The organism is Agrobacterium sp. ST15.13.013, assembly GCF_027956525.1.
In the GTDB taxonomy this organism is placed as follows: Bacteria; Pseudomonadota; Alphaproteobacteria; order Rhizobiales; family Rhizobiaceae; genus Agrobacterium; species Agrobacterium salinitolerans.
The window spans coordinates 158,232-179,779 of record NZ_JAQKGP010000005.1; the positions used below are offsets into that span (position 1 = coordinate 158,232).

The 21,548-nt window shown below is 58.8% G+C and carries 20 protein-coding genes; 12 read left to right on the plus strand and 8 right to left on the minus strand.

From position 1 onward, the window contains the following. Nucleotides 1-96: 96 nt before the first annotated feature. The 4 genes from PL597_RS07620 to PL597_RS07635 form a co-directional block, all read right to left on the minus strand. Nucleotides 97-1,170 (minus strand): ABC transporter ATP-binding protein, encoded by a 1,074-nt coding sequence (locus PL597_RS07620; protein ID WP_271364880.1) that lies wholly within the window; start codon nt 1,168-1,170, stop codon nt 97-99. 17 nt (nt 1,171-1,187) lie between these two features. Next, the gene (locus PL597_RS07625) at nt 1,188-2,036 is read right to left on the minus strand and encodes a carbohydrate ABC transporter permease (RefSeq protein WP_077984279.1); all 849 of its coding nucleotides are present in this window, start codon (nt 2,034-2,036) and stop codon (nt 1,188-1,190) included. Next, the gene (locus PL597_RS07630) at nt 2,029-2,967 is read right to left on the minus strand and encodes a carbohydrate ABC transporter permease (protein WP_269824127.1); all 939 of its coding nucleotides are present in this window, start codon (nt 2,965-2,967) and stop codon (nt 2,029-2,031) included. Before PL597_RS07630 ends, PL597_RS07625 begins: the two co-directional genes overlap by 8 nt. Before the next feature lie 70 nt (nt 2,968-3,037). Beyond that, on the minus strand, nt 3,038-4,339 hold the full coding sequence (locus PL597_RS07635) for an extracellular solute-binding protein (protein ID WP_137411680.1): 1,302 nt from the start codon (nt 4,337-4,339) through the stop codon (nt 3,038-3,040). Nucleotides 4,340-4,532: 193 nt separating this feature from the next. On the opposite strand from PL597_RS07635, the gene PL597_RS07640 reads away from it, so the two are divergent. From PL597_RS07640 to PL597_RS07650, 3 genes are read left to right on the plus strand one after another with little or no spacing between them, the layout of a single operon-like run. After that, complete coding sequence (locus PL597_RS07640; RefSeq protein WP_137411679.1) at nt 4,533-5,732, plus strand: ROK family transcriptional regulator; 1,200 nt, start codon at nt 4,533-4,535, stop codon at nt 5,730-5,732. Between the two features lie 52 nt (nt 5,733-5,784). After that, the gene (locus PL597_RS07645; protein ID WP_271364881.1) at nt 5,785-6,885 is read left to right on the plus strand and encodes a Gfo/Idh/MocA family protein; all 1,101 of its coding nucleotides are present in this window, start codon (nt 5,785-5,787) and stop codon (nt 6,883-6,885) included. Nucleotides 6,886-6,902: 17 nt separating this feature from the next. After that, the gene (locus tag PL597_RS07650; RefSeq protein ID WP_077984284.1) at nt 6,903-7,544 is read left to right on the plus strand and encodes a ThuA domain-containing protein; all 642 of its coding nucleotides are present in this window, start codon (nt 6,903-6,905) and stop codon (nt 7,542-7,544) included. Between the two features lie 45 nt (nt 7,545-7,589). Here PL597_RS07650 and PL597_RS07655 read toward each other — a convergent pair whose 3' ends face one another. Beyond that, the gene (locus PL597_RS07655) at nt 7,590-8,948 is read right to left on the minus strand and encodes an amidase (protein WP_271364882.1); all 1,359 of its coding nucleotides are present in this window, start codon (nt 8,946-8,948) and stop codon (nt 7,590-7,592) included. Nucleotides 8,949-9,291: 343 nt separating this feature from the next. Between PL597_RS07655 and PL597_RS07660 the strand changes: the two genes are divergently transcribed. The 3 genes from PL597_RS07660 to PL597_RS07670 all read left to right on the plus strand — a co-directional run bounded on the left by PL597_RS07660 (nt 9,292) and on the right by PL597_RS07670 (nt 13,509). After that, nucleotides 9,292-11,610 carry a putative bifunctional diguanylate cyclase/phosphodiesterase gene (locus tag PL597_RS07660; RefSeq protein ID WP_271364883.1) on the plus strand — a complete coding sequence of 773 codons (2,319 nt, stop codon included), beginning with the start codon at nt 9,292-9,294 and terminating at the stop codon, nt 11,608-11,610. Between the two features lie 30 nt (nt 11,611-11,640). After that, the gene (locus PL597_RS07665) at nt 11,641-12,534 is read left to right on the plus strand and encodes an amino acid ABC transporter substrate-binding protein (protein ID WP_271364884.1); all 894 of its coding nucleotides are present in this window, start codon (nt 11,641-11,643) and stop codon (nt 12,532-12,534) included. Between the two features lie 72 nt (nt 12,535-12,606). Beyond that, complete coding sequence (locus PL597_RS07670; RefSeq protein WP_271364885.1) at nt 12,607-13,509, plus strand: amino acid ABC transporter substrate-binding protein; 903 nt, start codon at nt 12,607-12,609, stop codon at nt 13,507-13,509. Between the two features lie 41 nt (nt 13,510-13,550). Here the strand turns inward: PL597_RS07670 and minE are convergent, their stop codons facing one another. From minE to minC, 3 genes are read right to left on the minus strand one after another with little or no spacing between them, the layout of a single operon-like run. Then, nucleotides 13,551-13,811: a cell division topological specificity factor MinE gene (minE, locus tag PL597_RS07675; protein ID WP_077984289.1), complete on the minus strand. Its 261-nt coding sequence runs from the start codon at nt 13,809-13,811 to the stop codon at nt 13,551-13,553. Continuing rightward, nucleotides 13,808-14,623 (minus strand): septum site-determining protein MinD, encoded by an 816-nt coding sequence (minD, locus tag PL597_RS07680; RefSeq protein WP_003506498.1) that lies wholly within the window; start codon nt 14,621-14,623, stop codon nt 13,808-13,810. Before minD ends, minE begins: the two co-directional genes overlap by 4 nt. 33 nt (nt 14,624-14,656) lie before the next feature. Then, entirely contained in the window at nt 14,657-15,385 is a 729-nt protein-coding gene (gene minC / locus PL597_RS07685; protein ID WP_162520324.1) for a septum site-determining protein MinC, read from the minus strand. A 407-nt stretch (nt 15,386-15,792) separates the two neighbouring features. Between minC and PL597_RS07690 the strand changes: the two genes are divergently transcribed. The 6 genes from PL597_RS07690 (at nt 15,793) to PL597_RS07715 (ending at nt 21,546) form a co-directional block, all read left to right on the plus strand. Then, the gene (locus PL597_RS07690) at nt 15,793-16,479 is read left to right on the plus strand and encodes an HAD family hydrolase (RefSeq protein ID WP_077984290.1); all 687 of its coding nucleotides are present in this window, start codon (nt 15,793-15,795) and stop codon (nt 16,477-16,479) included. Between the two features lie 138 nt (nt 16,480-16,617). Beyond that, on the plus strand, nt 16,618-17,334 hold the full coding sequence (locus PL597_RS07695) for a FadR/GntR family transcriptional regulator (RefSeq protein WP_142911868.1): 717 nt from the start codon (nt 16,618-16,620) through the stop codon (nt 17,332-17,334). A 62-nt stretch (nt 17,335-17,396) separates the two neighbouring features. Continuing rightward, a complete protein-coding gene (locus PL597_RS07700; RefSeq protein ID WP_077984292.1) occupies nt 17,397-18,371 on the plus strand; it encodes a sialic acid TRAP transporter substrate-binding protein SiaP in 975 nt (324 codons plus the stop codon). Nucleotides 18,372-18,443: 72 nt separating this feature from the next. Further along, nucleotides 18,444-19,019 carry a TRAP transporter small permease gene (locus tag PL597_RS07705; protein ID WP_269824132.1) on the plus strand — a complete coding sequence of 192 codons (576 nt, stop codon included), beginning with the start codon at nt 18,444-18,446 and terminating at the stop codon, nt 19,017-19,019. Nucleotides 19,020-19,022: 3 nt separating this feature from the next. Beyond that, nucleotides 19,023-20,429 (plus strand): TRAP transporter large permease, encoded by a 1,407-nt coding sequence (locus tag PL597_RS07710; RefSeq protein WP_271364886.1) that lies wholly within the window; start codon nt 19,023-19,025, stop codon nt 20,427-20,429. A gap of 70 nt (nt 20,430-20,499) precedes the next feature. Then, nucleotides 20,500-21,546, plus strand: a complete 1,047-nt coding sequence (locus tag PL597_RS07715; protein WP_269824133.1) for an L-idonate 5-dehydrogenase — start codon at nt 20,500-20,502, stop codon at nt 21,544-21,546. Nucleotides 21,547-21,548: the final 2 nt, after the last annotated feature.

A 21,548-nucleotide genomic window follows, 5' to 3' on the forward strand; every position in this document is an offset into this window, starting at 1 on the left:
TCCCAAGCGCCAAGCTAACCGCTCGTTATTTTCAGACAAGCCCCAAAAGCGAAAGGGCAAGAGAATTTCAGCATTCCATCAAAACATTGGGGGCGCTTAGAGCGCGAGCCCGCTCGCCCTGTCGAAGACATGTACCCGCTCATGATGAACGCTGGCGGCAAAGGGTGTATTGACCTTCACCAGCTGCTCGCCATCCACCACTGCGGTGACCTGATCGCCTGCGAGTTCGAAGACCACATGGGTCTGTGCGCCGGTTGGCTCCACAAGTACCGTTCTGCCCGTAAGCGAGATATCTCCGCCGATCGCCGAACCGATATGTTCCGGGCGTAGCCCGATCGTGACCGACTGGCCGCGCTTGACCTTTCTGTCAGCGGCGATGCGGATCGCCGTCCCATCCTTCAGCCGGGCGGCAGGCTGGTCGCCCTCGCCATCCACCACACCCTCGATCAGGTTCATCGCGGGCGAGCCAATGAAGGCGGCGACAAAGAGATTGGCGGGGGTCTTGTAAAGTTCGAGCGGCGTACCCTGCTGCTCGATACGGCCCTGATTGAGCACCACCACCCGGTCGGCCAGAGTCATCGCCTCGATCTGGTCATGGGTGACATAAATCGAGGTCGTTCCGACCTTTTGGTGCAACGCCTTGATTTCGCTGCGCATCTGCACGCGTAGCTTGGCATCGAGGTTTGAAAGCGGCTCATCGAACAGGAAGACGGCCGGGTTGCGCACAACGGCGCGCCCCATGGCGACACGTTGGCGCTGGCCGCCGGAAAGCTGCGAGGGCTTACGGTCGAGAAGCTTGCCGAGATCGAGCATGCGGGCGGCCTCCGCAACGCGCTCTTCAATTACGCTTTTCGGCTGGCCGGCAAGTTTCAGGTTGAAGCCCATGTTTTCAGCCACTGTCATATGCGGATAAAGCGCATAGGACTGGAATACCATCGCGATGTTGCGCTCGCGCGGGGTCATGCCATTGACCACCTTGTCGCCGATGAGAATCTCCCCATTGGTGATTTCCTCCAGCCCCGCGATCATGCGCAACAGCGTGGACTTGCCACAACCCGAAGGGCCGACCAGCGCGATGAATTCACCATCGGCAATATCGAGTGAGATGCCGTGAATGACATCGAGCGCGGCATAGGACTTGCGGATATCCTTAAGTTCGACGGAAGCCATATTTTGCTCCTTTCATGTCACGATTTGACGGCACCGGCCGTCAGGCCCGCGATGATGTGTTTCTGTGCAAGGAAGAAGACGATGACTGTCGGCAGGATCGTCAGCGTGATGAAGGCGAGAACCAGCTGCCATTCCGTGCCAAATTCGCCGCGATACACCATGATGCCGAGCGGCCAGGGATATTTCGATTCCGAATTCAGCATGATGAGCGGCAGGATGTAGCTGTTCCAGCTGCCGACGAAAGAGACGATGCCAACGGTCGCCACGATCGGCCGCGATAGCGGCACGGAAATGTGCCAGAAGAAGCGCAGATACCCGCAGCCATCCACGAATGCTGCCTGAAACAACTCATCCGGCAAATTGCGGAAATAGTTGCGGAACAGAAGAATGCTCATGCCAAGGCCGAAAGCCACCTGCGGCAGCACCACACCCCAATAGGTGTCGAGAAGGCCCAAATCGCGAATGCGGATGAACAGCGGCAGGATGGCCGTGGCCGCCGGGAACATCAGCCCCAGCAGGAAATAATTGAGCAGGAAGGACGAGCCGAAGAATTTTACATGCGCGAAGGTAAAGGCGGCCATGGCTGAGACGGTCAGCGTGAGAAAGACCGTCAGCAATGCGATGACCAGCGAATTGAATATCTGCAGCCAATAGCGTTTGCCAAGCAGGATATCGCCGTAATTGGCCCATTGCCATTCGGCCGGGATACCGAACGGGTTGACGCGCAGGTCTCCCAGCGTCTTGAAGCCGCCAAGGGCCGTCGTCAGAAGCGGAATGAGCACGACGGCCGCGATCAGGCTCAGCGAGATATAGAGATAAAGCTTGGTTTGCAGCGGCATGCGCACGGAAGTGGATGTGTCAGTCATGGCGCATGAATATCCTTTTGTAACCGAAGGCGAGCGTCACGCAGATGACGAAAAGAACAACGCCCACCGCACTGCCAAGGCCCACCTGCATACGCATGACGCCGTAAGTGTAGAGGAAGGTGACCATGGTCTGCGTGGAGTTGGATGGACCGCCGCCGGTAAGCGGCATGATCATGTCGAACAGTTGCAGCGAGCCGATGACCGCAAAGAAGACGGAAAGGCGAACCGTGGAGCCGAGCATCGGCAGCGTGACGTAGCGGAATTTCTGCCAGCCGGACGCGCCGTCGATTTCGGCCGCTTCCAGTACATTCTTGTCGACGGATTGAAGGCCCGCGATGAACAGCATCATGTGGAAACCGAAATATTTCCACACGATGACGCCTAGCACGGCATAGATCGCCACATCTCTGTCGGCCAGCACGTAAGGATTGGCGAAGCCGAAGAAATTGGAGATGGCGGCGAATAGGCCATAGTCGCCATCATAAACGAAGCGCCAGATCAGACCCGCAGCAACATCCGCCAGAACGTAAGGCAGAAAGAACACCAGCCGGAAGGCAACGACGCCGGGAATGCGATGCGCCAGCATCATGGCAAGCCAGATGGCGAGCGGTATCTGGATCAGGATCGAGATGAGGATGATCAGGCCGTTATTGAGCAAAGCCTGTGAAAAGGCGGCATTGCCGAACAGGACCTGGAAATTCTTCAGACCGACAAAATCGGTCGGTGTGCCGTAACCGTTCCAGCGATAAAGACTATACCACGCCGCCTCACCCATGGGCAGGATGACGAACAGGGTAAAGAGTAGCAGCGCGGGCGGCAGGAACACCAATAGGGTCAGCGCCCGATCATGCGCGACTGAACTCCGCTTGCGCCTACCCTTTGTCGCGCCACGCGCCGGCATGGACGCAGAAGTCATGGAAATATCCGTCATCTCTATCCGCTTTCATGGAGGCAGATAAGCAGCGCCGCACATTCGCGGCGCTGCCATGGAAATCGTCAGATCAGCGCAGCTCGAATGCGTCCTGAATCTGCTGGGCACCTTCTTCGGCGGTCATCTGGCCGGATACGATCTCGACCGAAATATCATTGACGACGCGGCCGACGGCGGCGCCGAGCGTCTGATCGAAGAAGTTCTGGTGCCAGGTGGAGGCGGCGAGCTGCTTGGCCGAATCCGCCAACAGCGGGTTCTTCACCGCACCGGCTGCACCCGTGGCGACCGGCAGGATCATACCGGCGGTCGCCATCTTCTCTTCGCTTTCCTTGCTGGTGAGGAAAGTGGCGAAATCGATCGCTTCCTTGGACGCATTCTTGGTGACCGCCCAACCGTTCAGGCCGCCCAGCGTATCGGTGGCCTTGCCGGCACCGCCTTCGACAACCGGGAAGGCAAAGCGCCCGATGTTTTCAGGGGCCAGACCCTTACCGTCGCCGGCATTCTTGCGCTGGTTCGCTTCGGTATTGTCGAAGCCGAGAATGATTGCAGCCTTGCCGTCACCAAAGACGCCGAGCGCCTGCGGCCAGGTGGAGCCGAGATAACCGGGCTGGAAAGGTTCAAGCTTGCCGAACTCGGCCAGCTGCTCACCCGCCTTGATGATGGCAGGGTCCATGAAGCCTTCGCCTTCGCCCTTGCGGGCGGCATCAAACACGGCCTGCCCGCCATTGCGCATGACGAGGTAGCTCCAGTAGAAATGGATCGGCCATTTTTCTCCGCCGCCGCCGGCAATCGGCACGATGCCCGCGTCCTTGATCTTCTTGACGGTTGCGCTGAAATCCGCCCAGGTCTTGATATCCTCGGCCTTCACACCTGCCTTGGCGAACAGTTCCTTATTATAAAAGAAGCTGACAAGGCTGACACGATAAGGCACGGCCCAGACCTTGCCGTCAAAGGACAGGCCGTCGATTGCAGACGCATTATAGGCCTGGCGCAGTTTGCCGCCATCGGCATCGAAAACCTCGGTCAGATCCTTCAGCGCACCAGTCTTAGACTGCTCCTCAAGGACGCCGCCGCCCCAGCTATAAAAGAAGTCGGGCACGTCGTTGGATTGCAGCAGCGTCGGCAACTTCGCCTTGAAGGCCTCGTTTTCGAGGAACTGCAGTTGGATGTCGACATCGGGGTGCTTGGCCTCGTATTCCTTGGCGATCTCCTCCCAGACGGCCACGGATTTCGGGTCCAGTTCCACATGCATCCATTTTACGACCGTCGCGGCCGAGGCGCTTGCTGCGCCGAGCATGAGAGCAATACTTGTCGTTGTGGCAAAGCTTACGAGCTTGCCGCTCAGGCTTGCGCCTGCGTGCCAAATCGTCATGATGGTGATCCTCCCTGGGGATATCCTCATTTATTCCCCGATGCGGATTAATTCATATCAGGGTTCGCTCATTGTCAAGGCACAATGCCGATTTTTTGCGCTTGGCGCTTGACACACCCCACCCTCACCCCGTTATTTAATCCGTATTCCGATATAAATCGGGAGGCAACGGCATTGATCGCAGCAGGACCCCATGAAGACCGCAGACCCAGAATTGATGCGCGCGATCAACAGGCTGAGCGTGCTCGACAGCATCCGCCGGCATGGACCGATTTCCAGGGTGGAGATCAGCGAACGCACCCAGCTTTCCACGACGACCGTTTCCGCCATCACCGCTTCTCTTCTGGATGATGGGCTGATTCTCACCCGCCATCTCGGCGACATCAGGACGGAAGGTGGACGCGGAAGACCGCGCGTGATGCTGGAGCTGAACCCGGATGCCGCTCGCGTCGTGGGGGCAAAGATAGCCGCCAACCGTATGGTTTTCGTCGTCACCGATTTTTGCGGGAATGTCCTTTCCACCCTCGCTCTTCCAATCCGTGTCGATCGCCAGCCGATCGGCGTTATCGCCGATCTCGTTGAAGACGGAGTACGGCGCTGTGTGGTCGATGCGGGTCTTTCACTCGAAGATGTGGACATGGTCTGTCTTGGCCTGCCCGGCGTCATCGAACATCGCACCGGTAAAATCCGCAGCAGCCCGATCCTGCGGGAGGTGAACGTCAATTTCGCCGAGGAAATGACGGCGCGGCTGAATTCGCCGACCATCATCGAAAGCGATGCCCACGCCATTACGCTCGCCCATCACTGGTTCGGCCACGCGCGTGATCTCGAAGACATGGTGCTGATTTCGCTCGAACAGACGCTTGGGCTTGGCGTGCTGCATCAAAACCAGCTGTTTCGCGGTGCCGGTGGCCTCAGCCACAATCTCGGCGACCTCGTCATCGGTCTTGCCACTGAAGGCACGGTACGGCTCGCGAGCCAGGCAGGCGAGAACGCCATTTTAGGCTCCCGCCCGGCGGATGGGCGCTTTGCCGAGGCGATCCGGCTCGGTCGCGGCATGCAGCATGCCCATGCATTGATTGCGGCGGAAGACAACGACCTCATCGCGGCCGCTTCGCGCGCCGGCGCAGCGCTCGGCCTGACGCTTGCCAATATCGTCACGCTGTTTGCGCCGCCGCGTGTCATCATCACCGGCTCCAGCCTCGAACTCGGCGAACCCTTCATCGCCAGCATTCGCGACAGCTACAACGCCGCCGTGCCGCCCTCGCTGGCCGGTGTCGCGGAGCTGGTTTTCGACGTTGCGAGCGACGAATTATGGGCGCAGGGCGCTGCGGCCGTTGCGCTCTACGAGCTTTACGAATCGCCATGGAACACCACGGGACCGGCGCTCTAACCCGCTATTTTGAGCACAGGCCCAGGCATTTCTAATTTACGGGAGGAATCATATGAACAAGGTCGGCATCGGCATCATAGGCTGCGGCAATATTTCCAGCGCCTATCTCAAGGCCATGGCGTCGTTTCCCATTCTCGACATTCGCGGTCTCGCGGATATGAACGAGGACGTGGCGAAGGCGCGGGCGGACGAGTTCGGCCTTCAGGCAACAAGCGTGGAGGCGCTTCTTTCTGACCCGTCGGTGGAAATCATCGTCAACCTGACTATCCCCAAGGCACATGTGGAAGTGGGTCTGCGGGCGCTGGACGCCGGCAAACACGCCTATTCCGAAAAACCGCTGGGCATCAATTTCACCGAAGGCAAGCGCCTTGCGGATGCGGCAAAAGCAAAGGGCCTGCGAATTGGTTCGGCTCCCGATACGTTCCTCGGTGGCGGCCACCAGACGGCACGCCGGCTGATCGACGATGGCGTACTTGGTCAGCCAGTCGGCGGAACGGCCACTTTCATGTGCCCCGGCCATGAACGCTGGCACCCGAACCCCGCCTTCTATTACGAGGTTGGCGGCGGGCCAATGCTGGATATGGGACCCTATTACATCACCGATCTCGTCAACCTCTTCGGCCCGGTCGCCAAGGTGGCAGGCTTTGCCATTGCGCCACGCAATGAGCGCCTCATCACCAGCGAGCCGAAGAATGGCGAAAAAATTCCCGTTCATGTCGCCACCCATGTCTCCGGCGTGCTCGCTTTCGAAAATGGCGCTGTGGTTCAGGTCGGCATGAGCTTCGATGTAGCCGGCCACAAACATGTACCGCTGGAACTCTACGGCACGGAAGGCACGCTGATCGTGCCCGATCCCAACCATTTCGGCGGCGAGGTGCAATTGCTGAAAAAGGGCGGCGAGTTCGAGCCGCAGGCGCTGTCGTCCCCCTATGCCGACGGCAATTACCGGTCCATCGGCGTGGCGGACATGGCCCATGCCATCCGCGAGAACCGCCCGCACCGCGCCAATGGCGATCTTGCCCTGCATGTGCTGGAGGTGATGGAGGCCTTCCAGACGGCATCGGACACCGGCACCACCGTTTCCATCACCACCAAGGTGGAGCGCCCTGCTCCGCTCGAAACATCGCTGGTCGACGGCCAGCTCGGCAAATAATCCCGAGGAGGAAATAAATGCGCGAAGCACTCATCGTCTGGGGCGGCTGGAGCGGCCACGAACCGCAGGAATGCGCCACCATCGTCAAGGACATTCTGGAAGAGGATGGCTTCAAGGTATATGTGGAGCACTCAACGGAGGCTTTTGCAGATCCTTCGGTGCATGATCTGAGCCTTGTTGTACCTATTGTCACCATGTCGAAGATCGAGAAGGAAGAAATCAAGAACCTGACGACCGCCGTCGAAAACGGCGTCGGCATTGCCGGTTTCCATGGCGGTGCGGGCGACAGTTTTCGCGAATGCGTGGAATATCAGTTCATGATCGGCGGACAATGGGTCGCTCATCCCGGCAATATCATCGACTACCATGTCAACATCACCCGCCCCGACGACCCGCTGATGGAGGGGATTTCCGATTTCCCCTATACGTCGGAGCAATATTACATGCATGTCGACCCCTCCAACGAGGTGCTGGCGACAACCAAGTTCACCGGCGACCATGCCTGGTGGATCGACGGTGTGGTCATGCCGGTGGTCTGGAAACGCAAATACGGCAAGGGCCGCGTCTTTTATTCCGCGCTCGGCCATCAGGCCAAGGAGTTTTCCGTGCCGCAGATGAAAACCATGTTCCGCCGCGGCGCCAACTGGGCGGCGCGTTGAAGCATACGTTGAGAGGCGGCCAAACAAGGCCGCCTTTTCCTTTCCTCAGCCGCGAATAATCTCTTCCGCCGCCATCGCCGCGCCCAGCACATGGTCATCCGTGTCATGGAGACCGGAAAGCAACAGGCCGACCGGCATGCCCGCATCGCCCTTTCCGCAGGGGATGGAAACGCCGCAGAGATCGAAAAAATTGCCGATCTGGGTGTTGCGCAGAGTTTTCGCATTCATGGCGAAAAAGGCATCGTCATCATCGAGAAGCGGCGCAACCTTGGCCGCGACATGCGGCAATGTCGGCGATACCAGCAGCTCCTGCCGGTCGATCATGTTGGTAAACGCCGCCGTCATGCGTTCGCGCGCCTCGTTGATAGCGATATAATCAGGCATGGAAATATTCGCCCCGAGCTTCGTTCGCGCAACCACGCGCGGGTCCATGCGCGCCGCATCCGCACATTCCAGCCGTATCTTGTGCAGGGCAAAGGCTTCCGCCGTCACCAACGCGCCCTTTTCCCTGATAAGATCGAACAACTCCGAAAAAATGGGAAATGCCTGCCGCCGCACCGAAGCACCGGCGCGGACAAGACGTTCCACCGCCTGCTCGAAGGCGGTAGCCACGCCATCTTCAATGCCGTCGAAAAAGACCGTTTCCGGCACCACCAGCGCCAGGCCGGAAAGAGGCGCGCGTGTGAGATCGGCAACCGCCTTACCGCGCATGGCGGCATCCACCCAAACGGCATCCTGTACGGTGTGCGTGAGCGGCCCGAGCGAATCGAGGCTTTTCGCCAAGGGATAAACGCCGCGCATCGAATAACGGCCGCGGCTCGCCTTGTAACCGACCACGCCGTTGAAAGCGGCGGGAATACGCACCGATCCGCCGGTATCAGTGCCGATCGCCACCGGCACCAGGCCGGCAGCCACGGCGACGCCCGCACCCGACGAAGAGCCGCCCGGCAGACGGTGACCATCCGTGGAAGCAGGATTGCGCGGCGTGCCGTAATGCGGATTAATGCCGAGACCGGAAAACGCGAACTCGCTCATATTGGTGCGGCCGATGCAGATCATGCCCGCCTGTTTTAGCGACGTCACCACATCCGCGTCACGAGACGCAGGCTTATCGTCCGCAAGCACCGTCGAGCCGGCCGTGGTCGCCATGCCTTCAAGGTCAAAGAGGTCCTTCCAGGCCACCGGAATACCATCGAGCACACCACTAGAACGACCCTCACCAATTCGTTTTGCCGCGTCTTCCGCCTCCGACATCGCCCGTGCTGCCGTCAACTCGACAAAAACGGCCTGATCGTCCCTTCCGCCGATCGCATCCAGCGTCTCTTCCACCAGGGCACGCGGATCGAGGTGGCCGCTCTGGAGGAGAACGGAAAGCTGCGCGATGTTTTTGCCTTTATGAGCCATGATATCTTTCCTGAAAGCAGCATGTGGCGCACAAGATGCCGTTTATCGGCCAGTTGGCAAGGCCAATCGCTGCGTTATCTATGACAGACATACCGGATCGGGAAACTTGGCGGAGATCGCAGAATTTTGGAGTTTATCCTTAACGGCTCATCTCTCTTCCCCGATTTTTTCAACCTAAGGTGCAAGAGCGACACCTCTTATATAAGCTACGACTATAAAAAGAGGGATTAATTCTTAATCGCATCTAAACTTTGTTGAATTATTTAGCAGACAGCATTGAAATGCATGCCCTATAAAATTCCATAAAACAATTATAACGCGACATCGCGGGGGACTATCGCGAATGGAAGAGACTGCCTATCGCGGGACAGATAGACAGGTTGAACCGGGCCACACGCTTCGCTCGCCAACGCAGCCGGAACCAGGCCGGTTTTCGCGACGGCGCTCGCTCGCCAGCAAGATAACCCTGATATTCCTTGGCGGCGTGATTTTTTCCTATAGCATCGGCGCGCTTGTCGGCTGGTATATGTTCGTCGCCGCCGCCAGCGAGCAATGGCTCAACCAGGCCCGCGTCAATTCGCAGATCGCCAGCGCCACGCTTCGCAGCATCTATACCTATGTCAGCGTTACCGCCGATGCCGACGGGCAGGTCAACGGCATATTGACCGACAAACCCATCGGCGACGACGAATCCATTCTCGTCACCGGCTTCAACCCCAGCGACGTTCTCGCGCTTATCGGCGCACAGACTAAGAATGCCGTCTGGCTTTTCCGTTATGACCAGGCGGATTCCGGCTTCCGGCAGATCGCGGCGGCCTTCGACAACGCCACGGACGACGATGAAAAGCCGCTCGCGACCGATCCCATCTTTTCCCGCGATGCGGTCGCCGCGCGTTTTTCCACCGGTTTTGCGACCATCGGCGAATCCAGCCATTATATCGGCCTGCTGCCGATCATAAGCACGGAAACGAAGAAACCCATCGGCGCGGTCGCCGTCAGCATTGGCGGCTCGGACGCGCTTTATGGCGCGCAGCGCAAGCTGATCTATAATTCGCTCGCCGCCCTGATCGTGGTCTTGACCGTCACCGGCGCACTTGTGACCGTCATCGCCCGGCATTTCCTCAAACCGGTCCCGGCGCTGGTGCAGGCGACGCTTCGGATCGCCCGCGAGGAAACGGATGTCGCCACGCCATTTCAGGAGCGGCGGGACGAAATCGGCGACATGGCTACCGCCATTGAAACGTTGCGCGAGGCGGTTCTGGAACGCGGACGCCTGCGGCAGATTCGCGATATGGCGCAGCAGCTGGAGCATATGGCCCATCACGATGCGCTGACCGGGCTGCCCAATCGCGTCCTGCTGATGAAGACGCTGGAAAACCGTCTCGAACAGCTTGCCGCGTCAGGCCAGCCGTTCAATGTCATGCTGCTCGATCTGGACCGCTTCAAGGCCGTCAATGACACGCTGGGACACGCCGCCGGCGATTCCCTGCTGGTGGCGGTGGCCTCGCGGATTTCCGCCGTGCTTGGTGAAAACGACATGGTAAGCCGTCTCGGCGGCGACGAATTCGCGATCATCCAATCGGCAAATGCCGACTGCGAGAGCGATGCGGCGATGCTGGCCGCGCGGGTAGTGCATGCCGTCTCGCGCAGCTTCAGTCTGGAAGGCAGCGATATCAGCATCGACACCAGCATCGGCATTGCCTGCGCTCCGGGCCACGGCACATCCGCCACGCAGCTTCTGCAACATGCAGATCTCGGCCTTTACCGGGCGAAATCCATGGGCTGCGGCTATTTCGTCTTTTACGAGCCCGGCATGGACATGGCGGCGCAGCACAAGCATGCGCTGGAAATAGACATGAAATCGGCGCTCGAAAACCAGGAATTCGAGCTGCATTACCAGCCGGTCGTCAATCTGCAGAGCGGTCGCATCGTTGCCTATGAAGCGCTGGCCCGCTGGCGGCATAGCAAGCTTGGCCTCATCGCACCGGACCGCTTCATTGCGCTTGCCGAAGAAAACAACTTCATCAAGCCGTTGGGTGAATGGGTTCTGGGACAAGCCTGCATGGATGCCATGACATGGCCAAAGGATATCAGGCTGGCTGTCAATCTTTCCGCCGTTCAGCTCAGCAATGACGACATCGTCCCGATAGTGGACCGGGCGCTTGAAACATCCGGCTTACCGGCGGAACGGCTTGAACTGGAAATCACGGAAACGGTCATGCTGGAGCGCGACAACAGCACGCGGATCCTGAAACTGCTGAAGGAAAGGGGCGTGCGCCTCGCGCTCGACGATTTCGGCACCGGATATGCGGGGCTCAGCACGCTGACCCATGTCGCCTTCGACAAGATAAAGATCGACCGGGAATTCGTCTCCGGCCTGCCGTCCAATCCCATGTGTTCCGCCATTGTCAACACCGTCATCGACATGGCTGAACAGATCGGCCTGAAGGTTACCGCCGAGGGCGTTGAAAACAGAGAGCAGGTGGAAGCGCTTAAGCTTTCCGGCTGCGACGAAGCGCAGGGCTATTATTTTGCCGAGCCCGCCCCGCTTGCCCGTATTTTGAAGAACCGCGCCGTCATAGCTTCGATCGCGCAGGATGAATTCGGCGATCCCGGTCTGCCGACACAGGAAACCTATTGCCCACCACAAAAAGCCATTTGAGAAACCGGCTCCCGGCCCAGAGGACATGAAATGCGTCTTTCAGTATTTTGCCTTTTCCTCGCATGCCTTGTTCCCATCATGCCCCTTCAGGCAGCAGGCGGAGGCGATACGCTTCAGCAAATTGCCAAAACCGCAAAGATCCGCATCGGCTATCGCGAGGCCGAACCGCCCTTTTCCTATCAATTGCCGAATGGTGAGGTCACCGGCTTCTCGACCGATCTTTGTCGGGCGATCAGCGAAGATATTCGCAGGAAGCTGAAGCTCGACAGGATCGAACTCGAATACGTCAAGGCGACGCCCGCGACCCGTTTCATCCTTGTCCGCAGCGGGCAGATCGATATTGAATGCGCGGCCACGACCAACAATAGCGAACGCCGCAAGATCGTGGATTTCTCCTATCCCAACTTCATGACCGCAACGCAATTTCTCTCCCGCAAGCAGGACAATCTGAAAAGCCTTGCCGATCTCGCCGGGCGGTCCGTCACATCCTCCTCCGGCACCGTCAATATCGAGCAACTCAACGCCGTGAACCGGGCGAAGAACCTCAATATCTCTGTTATGCCGACGAAAACCAATGAGGAGGCCTTCGAACTCGTGGTTTCCGGCAAGGCTTCCGCCTTTGTCATGGATGGCATATTGCTTGCGGCGCTGGCGGCAACGTCAGAGAATCCGGACCTCTATGCGCTTTCCGAGGAAACGCTGAGCGCACCCGAACCTTATGGCCTGGTTTTCCGCCGCAACGACCCGGATTTCAAGGCGGCGGTCAATGAAAGCCTTCGGCACATTTTCACCGGGCCGGTCATTCATGGCCTTTATGAAAAGTGGTTCACCAAGCCCATTCCCCCAAACGGCATGAACCTGAACCTGCCGATGGCCGCCTCTCTGAAACAGGCGTACGAACATCCGAGCGAATACCAGGACTGAGCGCGCGAGGCGCCAACCCGTATCGATTTTCATGAAAATGTTTTGACGGATTATTTTGGCTGGAGATGCGCGATGCAGAGATCGACATTATGGCTTATGCTGGTTTTTTCAAGTCTTCTTCCCGTTCAGGCGGTGAGCGAGGACGCCCAACCGCCGACACTTGAAACCATCGCCAGAACCGGCACGATCAAGCTCGGTTATGCCGATCGCAACATCCCTTTCTCCTATCTCGGCGCCGGGACGGAGCCTATCGGTTATAGCATAGAACTGTGCCTGAGGGTGGCGGATTCCATCAAGAAAAAGCTCGGCCTGCCTGAACTGAAGGTCGAGTTCGTCAAACGCACACCCAGCAACCGCATCATGCTTCTCAATGACGGCACGATGGACATGGAATGCGTAGCGAGCACGAATACGGAAGAAAGGCGCAAGGCCGTGTGGTTTTCCTATAGCCACTTCATCACCGGCACCCGTTATGTGGCGCTGAAATCGAGCGGCCTGAACACTGTCGCCGATCTCGCCGGGCGAACGGTGGTGGTGACGACGGGAACCATCAACATCACCCAACTCAACGTGCTCAATCGCAAATTGGGACTGAACGTCGCGGTTTTGCAAAATGACAGCACGGAAGGCAGTTTCGACATGGTGACGGAAAACCGCGCCTCGGCCTTCGTCATGGACGATATACTTCTGCGATCCTTCGTTGCGGAAACCGGCAAGCCCGAAGACTACGTCATCTCGGACGAATATCTCGCCCCGCCGCAGCCCTATGGCCTGATGCTCCGCCACGGCGATACCGGCTTCCGCGACGCCGTCAACGAGGCGCTCGGCGAAATCTATGCCAGCGGCGAAATCGAAAAAATCTACGACAAATGGTTCAACACGCCGATCCCGCCGAACGGGATAAACCTGAAACGCCCGCTGCCAGATGACCTGGAGGACGCCTTTCGCAACCCCGTCGACACGACGGCGGAATAAAAAGCCGCCCGGAGGCGGGCGGCATCATTGGTAAAATGTCTTCAGGCAGCGCGCAGGTCAGCGCCGAGCGGGATTTCGACATCGATCTCCAGAATGGAGACATGCTCGTCGCGATCCATCTTCACATGCACCCGGTCATTGTCGATCTGCACATGTTTGGCGATGACGGCGAGAATTTCTTCCCTGAGAATGGCGACGAGATCGGAGCCCGATGACGCTCTTTCGTGGGCGAGCAGCACCTGCAGACGCTCACGCGCAAGCGGTGCCGACTTCTGTTTGCGGAAGAGACTGAAGATGCTCATGCAGCCCTCCTTGCGAAGATCTTGGAGAAGATGCCACGCTTCTCACCCGGGATGACCACCGGAATATCCTCGCCGGACAGACGACGAGCGGCGTCGAAATAGGCCATAGCCGGCGCGCAGCGGGCGTCCGCCAGCGTGACGGGCGCACCGACGTTCGAGGCCCGCAGCACATCCGTGCTTTCGGGAATGATGCCGAGCAGCGGAATGGAAAGGATTTCCAGAACGTCATCGACCTTCAGCATGTCGCCGCGCTCGGCGCGGGAAGCATCGTAACGCGTCAGAAGCAGGTGTTTCTCCATGCGCTCGCCGCGCTCGGCCTTCAGCGTCTTGGAATCAAGCAGGCCGATGATGCGGTCGCTGTCACGCACCGAGGAGACTTCCGGATTGGTCACGACGACGGCCACATCCGCATGGCGCATGGCCAGCGTCGCGCCGCGTTCGATACCGGCCGGGCTGTCGCAGATCACCCAGTCGAAATGTTTCTTCAGCTCGTTGATGACCCACTCGACACCTTCCGGCGTCAGATTGTCCTTGTCGCGGGTCTGCGAGGCGGGCAGCAGGAAAAGCGTCTCGAGGCGCTTGTCGCGGATCAGCGCCTGCGTCAGCTTGGCATCGCCCTGGATGACGTTGACGAGATCGTAAACCACCCGGCGTTCAGCACCCATGACGAGATCGAGGTTGCGCAGGCCGACATCGAAATCGACGACCACGACCTTCTCTTTATTCTGCGCCAGTGCGGCGCCAAGCGCTGCGGTCGAGGTGGTCTTGCCGACCCCGCCCTTGCCGGAAGTTACAACGACTACCTTCCCCATATGGCTCTCCTGTTCCTGTTCGTTTCTATATTATCAGCCGAGCTTTGCGGCCTTGATCGTATCGTTTTCCAGCCAGAGCTGAACGGGCTGGCCGCGTAGCTTGTCGTCAATGTCTTCGGCAACCTTGTAGACCCCGTCGATGGCCAGAAGCTCCGCTTCGAGCTTGCGGCAAAAGATGCGCGCCGAGACATTTCCAAGCGAACCGGCCATGGCGCGACCGCGCAGGGCGCCGTAAATATGCACCGAGCCGCCAGCGATGATTTCCGCCCCCGAGGCGACCGAGCCGATGACCGTCACGTCGCCCTCGGGAAACATGATCGACTGGCCGGAGCGAACCGGCTCGTTGATGACCAGCGACTGCACCACGGCCCTGACCTCTCCGGCAGCGCGCGGCTTTTCCTCCGGCAACTCGGCGGCGATGGCGACCGGCTCAACCTCGACATCGGAAGCGGGCTTTCCGCCCTTCAGCGACGGCGGCATACCCGGCTCGATCATCGAGGGGCGAACGCCCTCAATACCCATGATGCCGACATTGCGCTCCGTCAGCGCCGCCAGCAGCTCCTTCAGCCCCGCCTTGTCGAGCGACAGTTCCGACACATCCAGGACCACCGGACGCGAGAGGAAGAAGCCCGCCGAACGGGCGGCAAGATCATCCAGCCTTTCCAGCCATTGATCGACCGGAGATTCGGGAGACAGCACGACTGCGAGGAAGGAGCGGCCTTTGATACGGATCGAACGCTGGTCTGTTAGCACTTTGGTCATCTTGGTAAACAAATCGTTGACAATTAGGTACCTCGAATATGGTTAACAAATGGTTAACGCCGCACCTAAATGGACGAAAGCGTTAAGAAAATTCCCTTGTGAATTTCTTTTAAAGGAACTTTCAAAAACCGTGCCACCCCTTTGATTACACAACATTCTGAACCCTATGAACGCTCATGATGACATGCCATCCTTGCAGGAGGCTGACTTGGGGTCATGTCGGGCGTGTTCTGGACCGAGCCCGCGCCCGCCGCGTGTTTTAGCGGAATCATGGTTGCCCGATTCTGATACAACGTCGCCTACCTTCCCTTACGCCTTCATCGACCACTCCTTCGGAAAATCGATTCCGTTAAGTCTCCATATAAGATAGACACGGGCTGCCCCGACAGTTTCAACGGAAGAATGAGATGCACAGCAAAGTCCCCCAGCAGAACCGTATATTTTCGCAAGACTTTGGGGCCTTCCTGTTCGACATGGATGGAACGCTCGTCAATTCGATCGCCGTCGTCGAGCGCGTCTGGCGGGAATGGGCCGTCGCGAATGGCATCGAGCCAGACGCCTTTCTTCAGCGCATTCACGGCATGCGCGCCTCCGAGGTCATCCGTCGCGAAGCGGTTCCCGGCCTTGATATCGACGCAGAAGCCGACATGATATTACGTGCCGAAATGGACGATGTGGATGGCATCATCCAGATACCGGGTGCGGCAGAATTTCTTGCGACCTTGCCGGCAAGTAAATGGGCCATCGTCACCTCGGCTGTGCGCGAATTGGCTGAACGCCGGCTTGCTGCCGCGGGCATCACCCCTCCGGCCGTCATGATCTGTGCAGACGATGTGGTCAACGGCAAGCCCGATCCTGAAGGTTACCGCAAGGCCGCTGACAGGTTGGGTGTCGCCCCGGAAATGTGCGTTGTCTTCGAGGATGCACCCGCAGGCATTGAGGCTGGAGAGCGAATGGGGGCTGCGGTCGTGGTGATTAACGTCACCCACTCCCACCCGATGGAAACCTCTCATCTTTCCATTGGCGGATATGGCGAGGTGAGCGCGGTCATCGGGGAGAACCGCAACCTGAGGCTGACGAGCAATAAAGCCTGAAAAAGCCATTTCCATATAACAGCAGACTTTTGCAAAGCGGCTAATTGACAGCCCGGCATAAATGCGTCCTAATGAAATTGGTAAGACCATCTTACCGCTTGCGCGAATGGGGGGAGACCTTCGCGCTGGGAGGATATCATGTTTGTGGCTCTTGAGCCGCGCCGCCTTTACCGGTTGGTCGCGGAACAAATTCGTTTGCTCATCGAAAGCGGGGAACTGACCGAAGGCCAGCGCCTGCCGGCGGAACGGGATCTTGCCGAACGCTTCGGCGTATCGCGGCCGACGGTCCGCGAAGCGCTTATCGTTCTGGAAGTGGAAGGCCATATCCATATCCGCATGGGTTCGGGCGTTTATGTCAGCGCAGCCGGCAAGCAGGCCAAGGAAAAGCCACCGGTGCCGGATGCGCATGGGCCATTCGAAATCCTGCAGGCGCGCTGCATCATCGAAAGCGCAATTGCGGAGGAAGCGGCAAGGCTTGCCAAGCCGGAATGCATCGCCAAGCTCGATGATATCATCGAACGCATGGCCGGCGCGCTCGACAGCTCGCCACAGGCACTCAATTTCGACAGGGCCTTCCACACCGCCATCGCCGATATCATCGGCAATTCGGCACTCAATCGCTTTACCGGCCTGATTTATGACGAGCGTAGCCTGTCACCCTTTTTCGAAAAGCTCGCCAGCTATTTCGAGGGGCCGCATACATGGAACCTTGCCGTTCAGGAACACCGCGCAATCCGCGACGCTATTGCCGCCAACGACCCGGAAGGCGCGCGTGAGGCGATGCGGCAGCATCTGATGCTGTCGCAAAAGAGATTTTCCGAGAGTTTCGGGGAGGAAACGATCGGAGAAGAGTGACCGCGCCGCAACCGGCGACGGGAAAAATGAGAAATCTGGCTTTAATTCGGGAGGAGTTAAGAATGAAAATCAGATTGTCGACTTTGATGGGTGCAACAGCCGCCATCCTGCTTTCCGCGCTCGCGGCGCAGGCGCAGACCGCGCTCAAATGGGCGCATGTCTACGAAACCTCCGAGCCGTTCCACACGGATTCGGTCTGGGCTGCGGAAGAGATCGCCAAACGCACGGACGGCCGCTACAAGATCGATGTGTTTCCGGCCTCGCAGCTTGGCAAGGAAGCAGATATCAACCAGGGCCTGAAACTCGGCACCGTCGATATCATCATTTCCGGATCGAGCTTCGCGGCGCGTGACTACAAGCCGATCGGCGTCACTTACTTTCCTTATATCTTCCGCGATCCGAGCCATCTGATCGCCTATACCAAGAGCGATGTCTTCAAGAAGCTCGCGAAAGGCTACGAGGACAAGACCGGCAACCACATCGTCGCCGTCAGCTATTATGGCACGCGTCATACAACCTCCAACCGGCCGATTGAAAAATGCGCCGACATGGCAGGGCTGAAAATGCGCGTTCCCGATGTGCCTGCCTATCTGGCCATGCCGCGCGCCTGCGGCGCCAATACGACGCCGATCGCCTTTGCGGAAGTTTATCTGGCGCTTCAGAACGGCACCGTCGAGGCTCAGGAAAACCCGCTGACGACAATCGAGGCGAAGAAGTTCTACGAGGTGCAGAAGAACATCGTTCTGACCGGTCATATCGTTGACCATCTCAACACGCTGGTTTCCAAAACACGCTGGGCGAGCCTCTCGGATGAGGATAAAAAAATCTTCACCGAAGTGATGCAGGAAGCCGCGGCCCGCACGACGAAGACAATCGAAGCCCGTGAAAAGGCGCTCGTTGATGAGTTCAAATCGAAAGGCATCACCGTCGCGGACGTCGACAAGGCCGACTTCGAGAAAAACGTGGTCGAAAAGGTGAAGCTTGAAGATTTCGGTTACGAAAAGGCCGACTGGGAAGCCATCCGCGCCATCAAGTGATGTTTGAGCCTATCCCGGCGCCATTTCCGGCGTCGGGATATCGCCGACCGAGACCCACTGGAGTTCCAGCCAATGACTGACAAGCAGCACGCGCCCGTCAGCGTGGAAGAAATGGCGCATGCCTTCGAGGAAGAAAACAGCCCTGTCGATCTTTCACCCTATGCGGTGGAAGACTGGATAACGCTTGCCGTCTTCTGGGGCATGGGCCTTTGTGTTTTCCTGCAATTCTTCACCCGTTACGTATTGAACGACAGTTTCGCTTGGACGGAGGAGATTGCCGCCAATTGCCTCGTTGTCGTCGTCTTCCTCGGCTCGGTCATGTGCGTGCGCATGTTCCGCCATATCCACGTCGACCTGATCTACCGCTTCGTGCCGAAACGCGTCGGGCGGATTCTGGAGCTTATTGTCGATCTCGTCGCCATTGGTTTTTTCGCCTACATCACCTGGCTGATGTGGCGTTATCTGGAAATCGTCGGCGATGAGCGCATGGTCACGGTCGATCTGCCGCGCGGTATCGTCTTTTATACCGTTTTCGCCGCTTTCGCGCTGATGTTCCTGCGTGCCCTGCACAATTTCATCAAGGACATCACCGGCAAAAAAACCGTGCGTGAAAAGGCTCAGGAAGCCGTCAGCACACAGGGAATTTAGGCCATGCTCCTGCTTATCGGTTCATTTCTTCTGCTTCTCATTATCGGTACGCCCGTCGCCGTGTCGATGGCCGTCAGCTCGCTGCTTTATCTTGTGCTTTATGGTGTTGCCCCCGATATCATCGCAGCCCAGCGCATGATTGCCGGCGTCGAAAGTTTTCCGCTCATCGCCGTTCCCTTCTTCATCCTCGCCGGCAATCTGATGAACATCGCCGGGGTGACGGGCCGCATTTATCGCTTCGCGCTGGCGCTCGTCGGATGGATGAAGGGCGGCCTGGCGCAGGTCAATATCATCGGCTCTGTGGTTTTTTCCGGTATGTCAGGCACCGCGCTCGCCGATGCCGCCGGCATCGGCACAATCGAGATCAAGGCGATGAAGGATCATGGTTATCCGGTCGATGCGGCTGTCGGCGTCACCGCCGCCTCGGCGACGCTTGGCCCGATCTTCCCGCCGTCCTTGCCCTTTGTCATCTACGGCATGATGGCCAATGCCTCGATTGGCGCGCTGTTCATGGCCGGCGTCATTCCCGGCGTGGTCATGACCGCGCTGATGATGCTGACAGTCTATATTTTTGCCAAACGCAAAGGCTGGGGCTCCGACACGCCCTTCGAACTGAAGCAGCTTCTTTCCGCCTCCATGGAAGTGGTGATCGTCTTAAGCTTCCCGGTCGCTGTCTATCTGATGATCCTTGCCGGACTGTCGATCAATATAGCGGTCCTTATCGGGCTCGCCGTGCTCGTCGCGCTCGACTGGTATTACGATTTCTCCGCCGTGATGGCGCTGATGACGCCGGTATTGTTGATCGGCGGGATGACGATGGGCTGGTTCACGCCAACCGAAGCGGCGGTCGCCGCGGTTCTCTGGTCCCTCTTCCTTGGGCTGGTGCGCTACCGCACCATGACCTTCAGGACATTGGCCAAGGCAAGCTTCGACACGATAGAAACCACGGCGTCGGTTCTCTTCATCGTCACGGCGGCGTCGATCTTCGCGTGGCTGCTGACCGTCAGTCAGGCGGCCCAGATGTTCTCGGACTTCATGTTCGCGATGACCGATAATTGGTGGACCTTTCTCATCATCGTCAACATCCTGCTCCTGGTGGTCGGCGCCTTTCTAGACACCATTGCCGCCATCAGCATTCTGGTGCCGATCCTGATGCCGGTCGCCGCCCGTTACGGCATCGACCCCGTCCATCTCGGCCTGATCGTGACGCTGAACCTGATGATCGGTCTTTTGACCCCGCCGGTCGGCATGGTGTTGTTCGTGCTGTCGCGCATTTCGAAAATGTCGGTGGAGCGCACCACGCTCGCCATCCTGCCATGGATGATCCCGCTTTTGGTGGCGCTCGCGCTGATCACCTTCATTCCGTCGGTCACACTCTGGCTGCCGACCCAGCTCGGCCTCATCCGTTGAGCGGACTGAAACTGCGCGGTCCGCGCCGCGCAGTTTCTTCGACACTCCACGCATTCGAAAGGATTTCGTCATGCAGACACGCGTTGCACGCCTGTACGGCCAGAAGGACATTCGCGTCGAAATGCAGGACCTTCCCGCACCGGGACCCGGCGAAGTGCTGCTTGCCATGGCGGCGGGCGGCATCTGCGGTTCCGATCTCCACTATTATCAGGATGGCGGCTTCGGCCCAGTCCGGGTGCGCGAACCGATCATCTGCGGGCATGAGGCGTCCGGTCATGTGCGGGCGCTGGGAGACGGCGTCAGCGGGCTTGCCATTGGCCAGCTCGTCGCCGTCAATCCCTCCCAGCCTTGCGGCCATTGCCATTTCTGCCTGAAGGGCCAGCCGATCCATTGCCTTGAGATGCGCTTCATGGGCAGCGCCATGCGCCTGCCACATGAACAGGGCATGTTCCGCGACCGGCTGGTAGTTCCGGCAAAACAATGCGCGACATTTTCAGACGAGACCTCACCGGCAGAAGCCGCCTGCACCGAGCCGCTCGCGGTGTGCCTGCATGCCGTGGCCCAGGCCGGCGACCTGAAAGGTGCAAACATACTCGTGACGGGCACAGGCCCCATCGGTCTGTTGACCATCGCGGCCGCCCGCCATGCCGGTGCGGCCACCATTGTCGCCACCGACCTCACCGACGCAGCGTTGGAACGCGCTCCCGCCATGGGCGCCGACCGCACGATCAATGTCGCGAAAGACGCCGAGGCGCTTTTGCCCTATCAGGACAATAAGGGTTATTTCGACGTCATTTTCGATTGCTCCGCCGCCGGTCCCGCGCTCCGCAGCGCCTTCGCCTGCGTGCGCCCCCGCGGCACCATCGTGCAGGTGGGTGTGACCGGTGACATTACCATCCCGCTCAATGCGCTGGTGGGAAAAGAAATCCTCTGGCGCGGCTCGCAACGCTTTCATGAGGAATTCGCCGTCGCAGCGGGGCTGATCTCCTCCCGCAAAATCGATGTACGGCCGATCATTTCCCACAGCTTCCCGCTTGGTGAGGCGAAAGCGGCATTCGAACAGGCCGGGGACCGCTCCGCCGCCTGCAAGGTGCAGCTGACATTTTCCGCAGACTGACA